The sequence below is a fragment of the Streptomyces zagrosensis genome (genome assembly GCF_014203645.1).
Lineage (GTDB): Bacteria > Actinomycetota > Actinomycetes > Streptomycetales > Streptomycetaceae > Streptomyces > Streptomyces zagrosensis.
On sequence record NZ_JACHJL010000005.1, the window covers coordinates 394,542 to 409,429 of the forward strand.

At 71.6% G+C, this 14,888-nt stretch carries 11 protein-coding genes, 5 tRNA genes and 2 pseudogenes; 8 read left to right on the top strand and 10 right to left on the bottom strand.

The features are described from left to right. Window positions 1-86: 86 nt before the first annotated feature. The gene (locus tag FHS42_RS12950; protein WP_184572252.1) at window positions 87-707 is read left to right on the top strand and encodes a DsbA family protein; all 621 of its coding nucleotides are present in this window, start codon (window positions 87-89) and stop codon (window positions 705-707) included. Between the two features lie 65 nt (window positions 708-772). Here the strand turns inward: FHS42_RS12950 and FHS42_RS12955 are convergent, their stop codons facing one another. The 3 genes from FHS42_RS12955 to FHS42_RS12965 all read right to left on the bottom strand — a co-directional run bounded on the left by FHS42_RS12955 (window position 773) and on the right by FHS42_RS12965 (window position 3,655). After that, window positions 773-1,606: a GNAT family N-acetyltransferase gene (locus FHS42_RS12955; protein ID WP_184572254.1), complete on the bottom strand. Its 834-nt coding sequence runs from the start codon at window positions 1,604-1,606 to the stop codon at window positions 773-775. 127 nt (window positions 1,607-1,733) lie between these two features. Then, window positions 1,734-2,570 carry an aminotransferase class IV gene (locus FHS42_RS12960; protein WP_184572256.1) on the bottom strand — a complete coding sequence of 279 codons (837 nt, stop codon included), beginning with the start codon at window positions 2,568-2,570 and terminating at the stop codon, window positions 1,734-1,736. Then, window positions 2,567-3,655, bottom strand: a complete 1,089-nt coding sequence (locus tag FHS42_RS12965; RefSeq protein WP_184572258.1) for a chorismate-binding protein — start codon at window positions 3,653-3,655, stop codon at window positions 2,567-2,569. Before FHS42_RS12965 ends, FHS42_RS12960 begins: the two co-directional genes overlap by 4 nt. Window positions 3,656-3,803: 148 nt before the next feature. On the opposite strand from FHS42_RS12965, the gene FHS42_RS12970 reads away from it, so the two are divergent. The 5 genes from FHS42_RS12970 to FHS42_RS12990 all read left to right on the top strand — a co-directional run bounded on the left by FHS42_RS12970 (window position 3,804) and on the right by FHS42_RS12990 (window position 4,275). Beyond that, window positions 3,804-3,876 (top strand) — tRNA-Gly (locus tag FHS42_RS12970). A gap of 29 nt (window positions 3,877-3,905) precedes the next feature. After that, window positions 3,906-3,976 (top strand) — tRNA-Cys (locus FHS42_RS12975). Between the two features lies 1 nt (window position 3,977). Further along, window positions 3,978-4,049 (top strand) — tRNA-Val (locus FHS42_RS12980). Between the two features lie 61 nt (window positions 4,050-4,110). Then, window positions 4,111-4,182: transfer RNA gene (locus tag FHS42_RS12985), tRNA-Val, on the top strand. A gap of 21 nt (window positions 4,183-4,203) precedes the next feature. Continuing rightward, window positions 4,204-4,275, top strand: a tRNA-Val gene (locus FHS42_RS12990). Window positions 4,276-4,403: 128 nt separating this feature from the next. Here FHS42_RS12990 and FHS42_RS12995 read toward each other — a convergent pair. The 4 genes and pseudogenes from FHS42_RS12995 to FHS42_RS13010 form a co-directional block, all read right to left on the bottom strand. Next, window positions 4,404-4,730: a TFIIB-type zinc ribbon-containing protein gene (locus FHS42_RS12995; RefSeq protein ID WP_184572260.1), complete on the bottom strand. Its 327-nt coding sequence runs from the start codon at window positions 4,728-4,730 to the stop codon at window positions 4,404-4,406. Window positions 4,731-4,968: 238 nt separating this feature from the next. Then, a complete protein-coding gene (locus FHS42_RS13000) occupies window positions 4,969-6,111 on the bottom strand; it encodes a phosphotransferase (RefSeq protein ID WP_376772581.1) in 1,143 nt (380 codons plus the stop codon). A 331-nt stretch (window positions 6,112-6,442) separates the two neighbouring features. Next, window positions 6,443-6,742 (bottom strand): annotated as a pseudogene (locus tag FHS42_RS13005) (nuclear transport factor 2 family protein); the annotation flags it as partial. Between the two features lie 531 nt (window positions 6,743-7,273). Beyond that, window positions 7,274-7,480 (bottom strand): hypothetical protein, encoded by a 207-nt coding sequence (locus FHS42_RS13010; RefSeq protein WP_184572262.1) that lies wholly within the window; start codon window positions 7,478-7,480, stop codon window positions 7,274-7,276. A 730-nt stretch (window positions 7,481-8,210) separates the two neighbouring features. Here FHS42_RS13010 and FHS42_RS13015 point away from each other — a divergent pair. Together FHS42_RS13015 and FHS42_RS13020 are read left to right on the top strand one after the other, a co-directional pair. Further along, window positions 8,211-9,848, top strand: coding sequence for a serine/threonine protein kinase (locus tag FHS42_RS13015; RefSeq protein WP_184572264.1), 1,638 nt, complete (start codon window positions 8,211-8,213; stop codon window positions 9,846-9,848). A 14-nt stretch (window positions 9,849-9,862) separates the two neighbouring features. Next, window positions 9,863-10,138: an FXYD domain-containing ion transport regulator gene (locus tag FHS42_RS13020; protein ID WP_246494613.1), complete on the top strand. Its 276-nt coding sequence runs from the start codon at window positions 9,863-9,865 to the stop codon at window positions 10,136-10,138. Window positions 10,139-10,265: 127 nt separating this feature from the next. On the opposite strand, the gene FHS42_RS13025 is transcribed toward FHS42_RS13020, so the two are convergent. The 3 genes and pseudogenes from FHS42_RS13025 to cobT form a co-directional block, all read right to left on the bottom strand. After that, the gene (locus tag FHS42_RS13025) at window positions 10,266-11,084 is read right to left on the bottom strand and encodes a TrmH family RNA methyltransferase (RefSeq protein ID WP_184572268.1); all 819 of its coding nucleotides are present in this window, start codon (window positions 11,082-11,084) and stop codon (window positions 10,266-10,268) included. A 42-nt stretch (window positions 11,085-11,126) separates the two neighbouring features. Next, complete coding sequence (cobA, locus tag FHS42_RS13030) at window positions 11,127-12,419, bottom strand: uroporphyrinogen-III C-methyltransferase (protein ID WP_184572270.1); 1,293 nt, start codon at window positions 12,417-12,419, stop codon at window positions 11,127-11,129. A gap of 227 nt (window positions 12,420-12,646) precedes the next feature. Then, window positions 12,647-14,830 (bottom strand): annotated as a pseudogene (cobT, locus tag FHS42_RS39385) (nicotinate-nucleotide--dimethylbenzimidazole phosphoribosyltransferase); the annotation flags it as partial. Between the last annotated feature and the right edge of the window lie 58 nt (window positions 14,831-14,888).

The following is a 14,888-nucleotide window of genomic DNA, read 5'->3' on the forward strand; positions in this document are numbered from 1 at the left end:
CGTGCGATATCCGGGACATCTCCGGGGAGAGTGTCCTCCGCAGGTGCCAGTACGCGGCCGTACGCGGAGCTGAAAGACTGCCCCCCATGAGTCCGACTGACCCCTCCGGTTCCGCTGGTTCCCCCGCCCCTGCCCGAACCGCCGCTGCCCGAACCGCCCCTTGCGCCGTGCTCGATGTTTGGTGTGAGCTCCAGTGCCCAGACTGCCGTACGGCCCTCGCCGACCTGCAAACACTGCGGGCCCGTTATGGCGACGCCTTGGACATTCGGCTGCGGCACTTTCCGCTGCCGAAGCACCAGCACGCGTACGCGGCGGCACAGGCGGCGGAGGAGGCCGCGGCCCAGGGACAGGGCTGGCCGTACGCCGAGGCCGTTTTGGCGCGGGTGGGCGAGTTGAGCGAGCGAGGGACCGCGCTACTCCTTGAGGTCGCGGGGGAACTCGGCCTGGACATCGATGAGTTGGACACTGCGCTGATCGACGGCCGACATTTGCTGGCGGTGGACGCCGACCACGCCGAAGGGCAGGCGATCGGGGTCACCGGCACCCCCACGTACACGATCGGCGGCGAACTCCTGGACGGCAGCAAGAGCCAGCAGGGGCTGCGGGAGCGGATCGCGGCGATCGCTGACCGACTACTCAGCGAGAGCGAGAGCAAGAGCGAAAGCGAGAACGAGAACGAGAACGAGAACGACGGCGCCGCACGCTGAGCGTCATGCCGGCCCCGGCAGGCGGCACCCCGAAGCAACGCCCCGAGCAGCGGTCAGAGCAGCGGTCACAGCGCCTTGAACAGATGTGTGCGGGTGTACCGGTAGTTCAGGGACTCGTACAGCCCCATCGCCGGAGTGTTGTCCGCGAAGACATGCAGGCCGATACTGCGGGCGCCGGCGGCCAGGCTCTCCTGCTCCGCGATCAGCAGCAGGCTCCGGCCATGGCCCTGGCCGCGGTGTTCCGGCGCGACCTCAACGGAGAAGACGTACGCTCCCACGTCCTCGCCGTAGGCATCGCCGAGAGAGATCCAGATGTCGCCTCGGTCGGCGCCCTCGTGGGTGAGGACCCGTAGCCGGACGGAGGGCGTAGCGGGCCCGTTGGGCAGGTACGCGGTGAAGTCGGCATCCGCCTTCGCAGCTGCCTGCTCCTCGGTGCTACCGCGCTCCACCCAACTGCGCGTATAGCCGGCCCGCTCGCGGGCGAGCCAGCTCGGGAACTCCGTCTCCGTCATGGCCCTGGAGACGCTCGCCGGCGGCAGGACCGGGGGCACGGTGAGGTCCTTGACCATGTTGTGGCCCCGCGTGGTGTAGCCCAGGTCGCCTGCGAGGGTGAGTGCGGCCCGCGCTTCGATCGGAACGGTGATCCGTACCTGGACGCAGCCCCATCCGCGTAGCACTTCCTCAGCGGCAAGCGCGGCCACCGTGGCCCGCCCCCGACGCCGGTCGGGCTCGTCGATGTCAAGGCGCTGGATCTGCCCGTGACTGGCGCCGAACTTGGCGTCGGTGCTCAGTTCCAGGACGCCCACGGGTCGGCTGTTGACGCAGACCTCGTAGGTGCACCTACGCTCGCCGTCGTCGGTGGTCTTCAGGGGTGCGGTCGGCCGCAGCGTGGTGGTCACGTTGGTGTTGTACCCGGTGGGCGAGCCCGCGTCATCGGGTTTTTGCCATCAGATGGGCGTACGCATCGAGTGGGGCCTCCTGCGGCCCCGCCCGCCGGTGTGGCTCAGCGCGCGGCCCGCGCCCAGGTCAGCGTGGGTCCGAGTCGGCCGCCGAGCGCTGTGTGAAGATCCGCGCGGCCTCCCGGGTGACCGTCCCCGGCGCCTGGGAGAAGGTCCGCCCCGCGCCCTCGGGGCCGATCCGGTGCACGGCTTGGACATCGCGAGTAGTCGAGGTCAAGAAGACCTCATCGGCCTCGTCGAGCGCCTCCAGCGGCAGGTCGGTCTCCTTGGCCCCTGCCCACTCCACGACCAGGGCCCGGGTGACGCCTGCGAGGCAACCGGAGGTGAGGGGCGGGGTGTGCAGTTCGCCGTCCAGTACGAGAAAGACATTGGAGCCGGTTCCCTCGCAGAGCTGGCCCACGGTGTTGGCGAGCAGCGCCTCCGATGCGCCCTGGCGGCGAGCGGCGGTCAGCGCGACGACGTTTTCCGCGTAGGACGTGCTCTTCAGTCCCACGAGCGCGCCGCGTTCGTTGCGGGTCCATGGGACGGTGACCACGGCCGTGCTCTCAGGCAGGGGGGCGATCGGCACGAGAGCGACGACGAGCGTGGGGCCCGTCTCGCCGCGGTCCGAGCCGAGCGGTGACAGGCCACCGGTGTAGGTGATCCGCAGCCGCCCAAGGGGCGTCGGGTTGTCCGCGAGTACGGCGGCGCAGGCCTTGCGTACCTCGTCCAGGTCGGGCTCGGGCAGCCCTAGACCGCGGGCGGACGCGGTGAGCCTGTGAAGGTGGCGGGTAAGCGCGAAGGGGGTGCCATCGACGGCCTTGAGCGTCTCGAAGATGCCGTCGCCAACCGTCAGCCCGTGATCGAAGACGGACACGTGCGCGTCGCTCTCACTGCGCAGCGCCCCGTCGAGCCAGATCGTCACCGTATCGCCCCTCCTGTCGCCTGCTGTGCCCCCGACGCTACCGCGAGCAGTCGCGACGCCTTCAGCTCGGTCTCCCGCCACTCCTGCTCCGGGTCGGAACCCCAGGTGATTCCGGCGCCGGTGCCAAAACGCAGCAGTGGCCCGTGGGGCGCTGTGGGCAGCGTGTCCTTGGGCGTACGGTCCACCCAGAAGGTGCGGATGCCCACGGCCAGTTCGCCGGTGCCGCGGTCGGCGTCCACCCAGCCGACGCCGCCGCAGTACGGTCCGCGCGGCGCCGTCTCCAGCGCGTCGATGATCCGTAGCGCGCTGGACTTGGGCGCCCCGGTCACTGAGCCCGGCGGAAAGGTGGCGGCAAGAAGCTGCGCCCAGCCCGCGTCGGCGGGGAGCTCACCGCGCACCGTGGAGACCAGGTGCACCAGGCCCGGGTGCGGCTCGACGGCACACAGCGCGGGCACGCTCACCGAGCCGGTGGCGCACACCCGGCCCAGGTCATTACGGACCAGGTCCACGATCATCACGTTCTCGGCGTAGTCCTTCTCCCGCAGGTCGGCCACGACCCGCCCGGTCCCCTTGATGGGCCCGGACTCGATCACCCGGCCGGTGCGGCGCAGGAACAGTTCGGGCGAAGCGGTGGCCACCTCCACACCATGGGCGGGCAACCGGACCGTACCGGCGTACGGGGCGGGGTTGCCCCGAGCCAGTAGCGCGGTCAGCGCGTCCACGTCGGCGGGGCCACCGCAGGCAGCCGTGGGCAGCGGCGCGGACAGCACCCGGCACAGGTTGGCCTGGTAGACCTCACCCGCCGCGATATGGCGCCGTATGCGCCGTACGCCCGACAGATAGGCGGCCCGATCCAGGGATGAGGTCCAGTCGCCCGAGGCGGGGCCGCGCCAGGCGCCCGGCATCGGCTCGGGCACCGGCGCCGCGCGCACATCGCCAAAGCGCGCGCAGGTCAGCCGCCCTTCGAAGTCGGCGACCACCGCCCAAAAGCCCGCCGAGTCGAGGGCGGCCGGATCGCTGGTGACATCGCGCAGGTCGGTGGCGAGGAGGCCGCCGAAGCGGGCCAGGGGCGACAGGTCGTACACGGTTGCGAGTCTATGGCGGCCCCCCGACCACCGCTGCGGGGCGGTACGCACCGCAGCACGCTGCGGAAACGGAATTTGAGCTGGCTCAGGAATCCGCTAGAGTTCAACACGTCGCCAGGACACGGAAGTGTTCTGGACCACGACAACTGCGGACGTAGCTCAGTTGGTAGAGCATCACCTTGCCAAGGTGAGGGTCGCGAGTTCGAATCTCGTCGTCCGCTCGATGTGAAGGATATGATCTTTCACGCCTGGTGGAGTGGCCGAGAGGCGAGGCAACGGCCTGCAAAGCCGTCTACACGGGTTCAAATCCCGTCTCCACCTCGGACGATTAGCTCAGCGGGAGAGCGCTTCCCTGACACGGAAGAGGTCACTGGTTCAATCCCAGTATCGTCCACTGGGTCTTCGGACCCCGTACTACCTGGTACGCCCCGCCGCCCTCTGGGCCTGGCGGACCCGCGCGATTAGCTCAGCGGGAGAGCGCTTCCCTGACACGGAAGAGGTCACTGGTTCAATCCCAGTATCGCGCACACAGTAGGACCCACCATCCCGGACGATTAGCTCAGCGGGAGAGCGCTTCCCTGACACGGAAGAGGTCACTGGTTCAATCCCAGTATCGTCCACTTGATGCGGCCGGGGGCCGGAGCCTTGTTGCTCCGGCCCCCGGCCGTTTGGTGTGTGGCAGGGCTGGCGCCGTGAGCGCGGCGACGGCCCTGGGGCCGGGCCCGCTCGGCACGCGGCCAGATGTGGCTCAGGATGAGAAGAGCATGTGCCCAAAGCCGCGTCGTTGCTGGTGGTGGCCGTGGTGGCCGTGGCTTTGATGACCCTGGTGGCCCTGGTGACTCTGGTGGCTTTGGTGGCCACTTCCCCAGGCCGGGGCCGCGGGGTACGCCTGTGGGGCCGGGCCCGGGGCGGGCGGGGGCGGCGGTGCCTGGTGGGTCCACTGCGACTCAAGCTGGGTCAGCGACTCAAGCTCCCCGTAGTCCAAAAAGATCCCCCGGCAGCCACTGCACTGCTCGATCTGCACGCCGTTGCGGTTGTACGTGTGCATTGGGGCGTGACACTTGGGACACTGCATGGTCCGCTCAACTCCTCAGCCATCGGGCATCCGCACCGCCGGAACACGTGCCCGGCGGCGATGAGTTCACCCTACGGCGTGCGCCCGCGGCCCGTGCCGTGGGCTCCGATGACGGCTCTGGGCCCACGGGTTGCGGGCTTTCGCACCGCCTAACCCGGTGTGGAATGGGGCGCTTCATCGGCCTGGGCCGGGCGGCGGCCGGCAGGCCGTTCGGGATGACGGCTCAGACCACTCGGGTCTACGCGGATGCCGGCCGGCCCATACCGGCCGCGGTCGGGAGTCCCGCCATCCGCGCACAGGCGGCGACCATGGCCTCCTCCGCCTCATCGAGCTCCCGCACCGCTGCCACCGCCTTGAGGAGCCCAAGTGCCGCGCTCTGCACGGTCAGTGCCCGGGCGGGAATGTCAAGATGTGGCCATGGGTCGCCCGCAACTCCGGCTGCGGGGCCGCCCGCCGCACGGTAGGCGGTCAGCAGTCGAGTCCACTCGGCCGCATCGAGCAGCCCGGTCGCGAACCAGGCGGCGGGGCGCGCCAGGTCCCAGGCCGGATCACCGAGCCCGAGGTCATCGACGTCTATCAGCAACCAGCGCGCGTCAGCCGACGCCGCGGAGGCCGAGTCCGACGACGTGCACAGGCTCACCAGTTGGCCCAGGTGCAGATCACCGTGGCACAGCTGGTCGGCGCGGGGCGCGGGGGCGGCGCCGCGGGCCCAGTCGGGCAGCAGCCGCGCGGCGGCGTGTACGGCGCGCGCTGCGGGCGAGGCAGCGACGGTGCTGGGCGCGGCGTGCAGCCTCTCCAGTGCCCTGGCCACCTTGGCCGGGCCGCGCATCGGCGGCACCGGGCCCGGTAGTTCGCCGACCGGCACCTGGTGCAGCCGCGCAAGCAGTCCGCCCAGCGCCTCCCAGGGCACGGCCTCCCGGTCGTCCGGCGCGATGGGCGCCCCGTACGGCCACAGGCTTGCCAGCCGACCACCGTGCACCGGCGCAAGCAGGGCGGGGGCCAGGCTCGGATCGGCGGCGAAGCCGCCCGGGCGCGCGGCGGGTGGTGAGGCGCTACCGGGCCCGCCAGCTGGTGGGCTGGTTACCTCGGGCCCGCTGCGTGGCCTGCGGGCCCCCGGTGGCGTACGGCGCCGTGACGAGGCGGTCGCCAGGGGCGCGAGCAAGATGGTGTCCAGGTTCGGATGGGCGGCGATCGCGAGCCGGATCGTCAGCTCGGCCTGGTCCGCGTCGGCAGCGTGCGCCTTGCAAACGGTCGAGCCCAGCCGTACGACGGTTCCGTCCGGACGGTCGGCCAGCACCTGGGGTGAAGAGATGTCGCCGCAGGGACCGCCGGGTAGCTGGCGGGCGTGGGCGGCCAGCCGATCCGTAAGGGCCGCGCGGATGCGGGCGGCGGGCGGGCGCGGCCCCGTGGATTGCGTTATGGCGGGGGGCTGCGTGGCCGCCGCCGGGGCGGCCCGGGGCCCGGCTCCAGCGACTTCGATGGCCTCGGTTGCAGCTCTCGCAGTTGCGGTGGCAGCTCCGGCGGCTATGGCGGCCGAGTGGGTGGTTTCGGTGTTCACGGGGCCCCCGAGTGGATCAGTGCCGGATCGCGGCACATGGACCCGAAGCTGTGCTCGGATCGTACGCCGCTGGGGCTGACGGCTCGCAGCGGTCAGCCTCGAAGCGCATGCCCTGGCCCGGTTCAGGACACACGTGATGCAGCGGGTCGAGCGACTACTCGGCCGGGTCCACCACCATGAACTGGTCATCGATACGGATGAGACCGTCCTTGTCGAGGATGGTGTACTCCGTGCCCACGGCCGCGACGGGGCCGCCACCGGCGGGAACCATGTGCCAGGTAATCCGCACAGCGTCGTGGTTGTCCGCATACTCGTGCACGGTGAAGGCGAAGCCCTTGGCGATGAAGTCTTCGTACGCCTCGTCGATGGCATCGACGATCTTCTCGTGCCCGAGGAATTCCTGGCTCACGTTGGCGTAATGGCCGTCGCTCGCCCAAAGTTCGCCGACGGCCTGCCGGCGGCGGTCGGCAGCCGGCTCGTTCCATAGGTGGGTTTGACTTCCGCTCCCCGGGCTAAAGCCCGGGGATTCCTACCACGGTCGGCTGACCGTCTCGGTGGGTTCCTGCGTAGCGGTCTACGAAATCGGCGACTGTGCTCAAGGTGTCGTCCTCCCAGGAAAGAATCCGTGTCGAAACCCCGACGCCGGCCTTCGCTGAGGGGTACCGGCGCGTCCGGAACGGTTCTCCAGCTGGCAGCGGGTGCGCGGGCAGGCGGTTACCGCTGAGTTGATGCTGCTCGCTACGGGCCGGCTCCCGGGGCCGCCGACAGCGGGCCCGCACCGCGCCTTTACGCACGAGAGCCCTGGTTGTCTCGATCCCCACCGAGACAACCAGGGCTCTTTCTCTGCCCAGTGGCTAGTCGTGGCGAGTGTTACCGCCACAGCTCCCCAGCCGTCCGGGCTGCGTGCCGTCCGCCGCACCCCCGTCCCCACGGGGTTGATGACCGGAAGTCCCCGGCCCGGGCCGCTCTCCCGGGCCCGGAGCGACTAGCGCTCCAGCATTCCGGCCACGGACGACGCTTGTGTGACGACGGCTTCCCAGCCGCCGAATACGACCGCGAGGAGGGCGGCGATCGGCAGTACCATGACCGCCGCCACCAGCGGATGGCGTGTCCCGGACTGCCGGGCGCCAAACGTGGTGGAGACTCGCTGCCGCCGCGCTTGGTGGACTGTGCGACCTGCGATGACCGCCATCGTCCCTCCTCTGTCTGTCTGGGGCGGCGAGCGTCTGACCTCGGGGGACGAGTGCTGCGCCCGCCGCTTGACCTCAACATTAGGTCCGCACCGAGTCCCCCGGCGTCATGCCCTCGTATCGATTCCCGGGCCTCCCGGAGGATGAGCCGGGGTATGCGCTGTACTCCCCTGGTTGGAGAGCTTGCGGCGGGCCTTGGGGTCTTCCCTGACAGTGGTCCTCATCTCGGGGGATGAGAGCCCAGCGGGCACCGTCGATGGAGCGGCCCGCCGGCTCGTCCGGCGCACGATCGGCCCGGCTCATGGCGCGGCCTCACGCGCGCCGAGGGTCGCCGCGCCATCGGCGCCCGGCACGCCCCGAGAGCGCCCACTATGGGTGACATCGCTCACGTCAACCGCCCCCTCGTACGGCCCCGGGCTGCCCCCGCGGCTCATCGGAGCTGCGGTGACCGCGCAGCCGTGCGTCCTGTCCCTCGCGTTGAGTGAGATCTCCGTGCGGCCTGCGGCCACGGGCCCAATCCCCCGCTGCCGCTGGCACCTTGAGAAAGCGCATCTGGCCGGGCTACGTCTGCCCGCCGTTCTTGGCCCGCGGTTCCAGCGGCCCGGCAGGCGCTGACAATCCGTCCGCCGACGCATGCGCGGCCTCTCAGCACGTCGCCCCGTCAATCCGTAAGCTGTGGCTCGTCAGACGGGCAGCGGAGTGGGGCCTCCCCACCGGAGGTAGGGGACGGACATGGCGATGATGCGGCTCCGGCGCGAGGACCCGCGTGTCGTCGGCTCGTTCCGGCTCCACCGCCGGCTCGGCGCGGGTGGCATGGGCGTGGTCTACCTGGGTTCCGATCGGCGCGGCCAGCGGGTCGCGCTGAAGGTGATCCGCCCTGACCTGGCCGAAGACCAGGAGTTCCGGTCGCGTTTCGCCCGTGAGGTGTCGGCTGCCCGGCGGATTCGGGGCGGCTGTACGGCGCGGTTGGTAGCCGCCGATCTGGAGGCGGACCGGCCCTGGTTCGCGACCCAATACGTGCCCGGCCCCTCGCTGCACGACAAGGTGGGAGACGAAGGGCCGTTGCCCGCCTCGCAGGTCGCTTCCATCGGGGCCGCGCTCGCCGAGGGCCTGCTGGCGGTGCATGACGCGGGCGTGGTGCACCGGGATCTGAAGCCGTCGAACATTTTGCTGTCCCCCAAAGGGCCGCGCATCATCGACTTCGGCATCGCGTGGGCGACCGGGGCGAGCACACTCACCCATGTCGGCACGGCGGTTGGCTCCCCTGGCTTCCTCGCACCCGAGCAGGTGCGGGGCGCGGCCGTGACTCCGGCGACGGATGTCTTCGCGCTGGGCGCGACGCTGGCCTACTCATCGACCGCGGACTCCCCCTTCGGGCAGGGCAGTTCGGAAGTGATGCTCTACCGCGTGGTGCACGAGGAGCCGCAGCTCATCGGCGTACCCGACGCGCTCGCGCCGCTTTTGCACGCCTGCTTGGCGAAGGACCCCGAGGACCGGCCGAGCACGCTGCAACTGTCGTTGCGGCTCAAGGAGATCGCCGCACGTGAGGCCCACGGCCTGCCTTCCGGTCGCCGTGGCGATCCATCGGAGATGGTACGGCCGCGCGGTGAGCGACCGAGTGGCCGGTTGGCCGAGGAGTACGCGCAGCAGCACACGGAGCGGCGCCCAGATGGCTCTGCCCAGCCCCGCAGGCCCGCCACCCGGGGCGACGCCCCTCGGGGGGCCGGGGCACGTGGTCCCGGAGCGCGGACGGGGCCGGGCCCGGTCGCGGGCCCTGCGCGCGGCGGCTCGCCGTCTCGTACGGGTTCGCCCGTACGCCCCGGCGCTCGCGCGAAAGGCACCACCGCGTCCCGTACCGGAAGCAGCACCGCGCCCCGAACCGGGGGCGGGTCGGCCGCGCGCGCCGGCGGTGGGACCCGGCAGTCCGCGGCCCGGTCTGCGAGCGGCCCCGGTGCGCGGGCGAGTGGCGAGGGCGGGACGCGTTCGGGCGGCCGGGGGCCCGACGCGCGGGGCGCGGGGCGGCCCGGCTCGCGCGGCGGCAGGCCAGCGGGGCGCGGCACGTCCACCGGGCGTCGTCCTGGGCCGAGCCGCCGCATGATGCGTCAGCGACTTATCGTTTTTGTCGTGGTGACGCTGCTGGTGGCGCTTGGTATCGCCGCAGCGCAGGGTTGTCAGGGGCCCGCCCATGGGCTCGCCCCGACCGGCGCCGTACCCGTCTCATCGACCCCGGCCAGCGCACGGCAGGACGCCCCGCCGACGCTGCCGTACGAAGCGCCGCAGGGCGACGGGGCGAACCGTTCCGGCGCGCCTTCGGCCGCTGCTGGCGCCCCCGATCGCGCCGGCGCTGCCCAGCGCGCCGAACGGTCATGAACCGGAAAACGCCCGTGCCACGTGACGAGCACGACCCGTTAGACGAGCACCCGCAGGCGCCGTGGTGGTGGGGCATCGGCCCAGTTGGGGCCGCCCTTTTGTGCATCGCCGGGATCGCCTGGGCGCTGTGGGAATTCCTTGGGTCCGGCGCCGCGGACGACTCTGCGGCCGGCTATCAGGGGAGCAAAGTCGTCGCCATCGGGCTCGTGCTCCTCGGCGCGGCCGTCCTGAAACGCCTTCGCAGCCGTCGTTCGCGTGCGCACGAGGCAACGGACCGGCAGCACAGCTAGGCCGTTTCGTTGAGGTCATCGGGTGGGCCCCACAGGCCGCTGGGAGCGCCACCGGGTAGCGGGCCGTCCCCTCTTCCACGCCCTCGGCGGCTCCCGCACGCCCTCGGCGGCGTACGAGCGCCGGGCGTCAGCCGGCCGGGCGGCCCGTGGCGACCGCGTAGAACGCGACGGCCGCCGCGGCTCCCACATTCAGCGAGTCCACACCGTGCGCCATCGGGATGCGGACCCAGGCGTCAGCGGCTGCCAGGGCGTGCCGGGTCAGCCCTGCGCCCTCGGCGCCGAGCAGCAGGGCTGCGCGGTCGAGCCGGTGTGGCGCCGCCTCATCGATCGAGGTGGCCTTCTCGTCCGGGGTGAGCGCGAGGAGTCTGAAACCCGCCTCGCGCACCGCCGTCAGATCGCGCGGCCAGCTCTCCAACCTGGCGTACGGCACGGAGAACACGGCGCCCATGGACACCTTGACGGACCGCCGGTACAGCGGATCGGCACAGTCGGGCGACAGCAGCACCGCATCCATGCCCAAGGCCGCAGCGCTGCGAAATATCGCGCCGGTGTTGGTGTGATCGTTTACAGATTCCAGGATGGCCACTCGGCGTGCGGTCGCCAGCAGTTCGGCGGCGGACGGCAGTGGCTTGCGGGCCATGGAGGCGAGGGCGCCGCGGTGTACGTGATAGCCCGTCACCTGCTCGGCGAGCGCGGGATCGACCGCGTACACCGGGGCCGGAATCTCGTCGATGATGTCGCGCATGGCATCGATCCACTTGGCCGACAGCAGCATCGAGCGCATCGCGTAACCGGCTTGCAGGGCGCGCCGAATAACCTTTTCGCCCTCGGCGATGAACAGCCCTTCGGCGGGCTCGCGTCTGCGGCGCAGCTCGACGTCGGTCAGTCCGGTGTAGTCGGCGAGGCGCGGATCGGCTGGGTCGTCGATGGTGAGGAGTTCGGCCACGGGGAGATATTGCCTTGTCTGGTCCGGTGACGGGCTTTCGTGTTACGTCAGGCGTGCGGGGCCGACCGCGACCACATTTCCGATGACGATGACGGCCGGGGGCCGCACGCCCTCGGCCTTGGCCCGTTCGCCCACGGTGCCCAGCGTGGCATCGACACGGCGCTGGGCGGCCATGGTGCCCTCCTGGACGATGGCGACCGGAGTGTCGGCGGGGCGGCCGTGGGCGACGAGCGCAGCCGCGATCGCGCCGATCTTCTCGACGGCCATCAACAGCACCAGGGTGCCGCGCAATCTGGCGAGCGCGGCCCAGTCCACGAGCGACCGCGGGTCGTCGGGGGCAACATGGCCGCTGACCACGGTGAACTCATGAGCTACACCACGGTGGGTGACCGGTATGCCAGCCGCGCCTGGAACGCTGATGGAGCTGGAGATGCCGGGCACCACCGTGCACGGAATGCCAGCCTCCGCCAGTGCCTCGGCCTCTTCCATACCCCGCCCGAAGACGAACGGGTCGCCGCCTTTGAGCCGGACCACCGCCTTGCCCGCCTTGGCGTGCTCGATCAACGCCTGGTTGATGGCCTCTTGCGCCATAAAGCGGCCGTACGGGATCTTCGCCGCGTCGATCACCTCGACGTGCGGCGGCAATTCGTCCAACAGGTCGCGCGGCCCCAGCCGGTCGGCGATGACCACGTCCGCCGCAGCCAGCAGCCGACGTCCGCGCACGGTGATGAGATCCGGGTCGCCGGGGCCACCTCCCACCAGCGCCACGCCGGGCAGCGCCGCTTCCGCCGACCCGGAGCCCGCCATACCCGCCGTGCTCGCCGCACCGGGCGTCGTTGCGCGGCCAGCGGCCGGCCGGTGGCGCGGGGCGGCCAAGGTGCCATCGCGTAGGCCCTCGATGACCGCGTCCCGCACGGCGGCAGAGCGGCGCGGGTCACGTCCGGTGAGGACGGCGACAGTGACTCCGTCGCTGCGTCCGGTAGCGGGAGTCCAGGCGGTGGCAGCCTCGGCGTCGTCGCTGCGTACGCACCACACCCGGCGGGCCTCGGCCTCGGCGGATGCCGCCGTGTTGGCCACCGGGTCGTCGGTGGCGATCAGCGCGTACCAGGCGCCGGCGAGGTCGCCGTCCTGGTAGCGGCGCCGCTCCCAGCGGATCTCACCTCCGTCAGCCATGGCCTCGACGGAGGGAGTGGCCGACGAGGAGATGAGGGTGATGTCCGCGCCCGCTGCAATGAGCGCCGGGAGGCGGCGCTGTGCCACCTGGCCGCCGCCGATGACGACGACGCGCCGTCCGCTCAGTCGCAGCCCTACGGGATAAGCGGGGTTCTCGGACATGACGGTACGGCTCCTCGTACGGCGGCGGGCGCCGCTACTGCGCTGAAGCGGCTGGTCAGGGTGGGCGCGGGCCCTGCGCACACCTTACGGGGGTGTACGGGCGCCCGCGTGGGCGACGGTTGCGGTACAGGTCAGGGGCGAGGGCGGGGCGGACACATCAGACGTTCCAGGGAGCGCGCGGCCCTGCGACGTATCAGGAGTCGCGCGGCATCCGGCCGCACCCTCGATCAGTTCTTCTCCGTCACACCCGCCGCGTCGAACGTCGCCACCTCGTTCATGGCCCGTGCGGCGCTTTGCACCACCGGCAGGGCCAGCAGTGCCCCGGTTCCCTCGCCAAGACGCAGGTCGAGATCGACGAGCGGGCGCAGCCCCAGCTTGGTGAGGGCCGCGACGTGCCCGGGCTCCGCGCTGCGGTGGCCCGCGATGCACGCCGCCAGCGCCTCGGGGGCGATGGCCCGAGCGACCAGCGCCGCAGCGCCCGCGCTCACCCCGTCGAGGATGACCGGCGTACGCAGCGACGCGCCACCGAGCAGGAAGCCCACGAGCGCGGCGTGCTCAAGACCGCCAACCGCCGAGAGCACACCGATCGGGTCAGTGGGATCCGGCTGGTGCAGTTCGATGGCGCGGCGTACGACGTCCACCTTGCGGGCCAGCGTCTCGTCGTTGATACCGGTGCCGCGGCCGGTGATCTCAGCCGGGTCGGAGTCGGTGTAGACGGCGATGAGGGCGGCGGACGCGGTGGTGTTGGCGATGCCCATCTCGCCTGTGAGCAAAGCCTTGTTGCCCGCAGCGACCAGGTCCCGGGCCGTCTCGATACCCACTTCGATGGCGCGCAGCACCTCCTCGCGGGACATGGCGGGCCCGGTGGTGAAGTCGGCCGTGCCCGGTCGCACCTTGCGCGGCAGCAGCCCCGGAGAGTTGGGGAGTTCGGAGGCCACCCCGACGTCCACCACGCAGACCTCGGCGCCCACCTGGTTGGCGAACGCGTTACACACCGCGCCGCCGCCCAGGAAGTTGGCCACCATCTGCGCCGTCACCTCCTGCGGCCATGCGGTGACGCCCTGGGCGTGCACCCCGTGGTCCCCCGCGAAGATCGCCACGGCGGCGGGCTCCGGGATCGGCGGCGGGCACTTCCGGGACAACCCGCACAACTGCGCCGAAATGATCTCCAGCATGCCGAGCGCGCCCGATGGCTTGGTCATGCGCTTCTGGCGTTCCCACGCCTCGCCCAGCGCCTTGGCGTCCAACGGCCGGATGCCGCGCAGCGTCTCCTGGAGCAGGTCGTGCGGCTGCTCACCGGGCAGCGCGCGGCGGCCGTACGTCTCCTCGTGGACGACCCACGACAGCGGTCGCCGCTTGGACCAGCCGGCCTGCATGAGCTCGGGCTCGGCCGGGAACTCATCGACGTAACCGACGCACAGGTACGCCACGATCTCCAGGTGCTCGGGCAGCCCGAGGGCACGCACCATTTCGCGCTCGTCGAAGAAGCTCACCCAACCCACGCCCAGGCCCTCGGCCCGCGCGGCGAGCCACAGGTTCTCGACCGCGAGCGCGGAGGAATACGGCGCCATCTGCGGCTGGGTATGCCGCCCGAGGGTATGCCGCCCGCCGCGGGTGGGATCGGCGGTCACCACGATGTTGACCGGGGTGTCGAGGATCGCCTCGATCTTCAGTTCCTTGAACTGCTTGGCGCGCGCCTTCGGAAGCGACTTCGCGTACGCATCACGCTGCCGCACCGCCAACTCGTGCATCGCGCGCCGAGTCTCGGCCGACCTGATGACAACGAAGTCCCACGGCTGGGAGTGGCCAACGCTGGGCGCGGTGTGCGCGGCCTCCAGGACACGCAGCAGCACCTCATGCGGAATGGGATCGGTACGGAACCCGTTGCGGATGTCCCGGCGTTCCCGCATGACCCGATGCACGGCGGCCCGCTCGGCCTCGGCATACCCCGCGGCGGCGGGCCGCGGCGGCGCACCAGTGGCCACGTCGTTCTTTATGGGTTCCACGGGCTCTACGGGCTCCGCCGGCTCTACGGGCTCCGCCGGCATCAACTCGGTCGTGCCCTCCGCCTGCTCCACCAACTCCTCGGCGGCATCGGGGTCGGAGGCGGGATGCGGCAACGCCACGGCGGGGCCCACCGGGGCGGGGGCCCCATCGGCCACGGGAGCAGGCGCGGCAGCGGCCGGGCTGGCGGCGGACTGCGCCGTTTCGGGCTGGGCCGTTTCGGACTGCGCGGGGGCGGGGGCCGTGGGAGCGGTGACGGTGGACGCCACGGCAACCACTGTGGTGGCCGCCGGGGCGGGCCCCGTGGCGGTGACCGGAGCGGGGCCGGTGGGAGCGGCCGGGGCGGTGGCCACCGGGACCGCGCCTGGCGTGCCATCGGGGCTGCCCGCCTGGGCGGCGGCCCCGGCGTTGGCAGCCCGCGCGACGGGGATACCGCCCTGCACCGCGGCGACGGGGGCGCCCGCT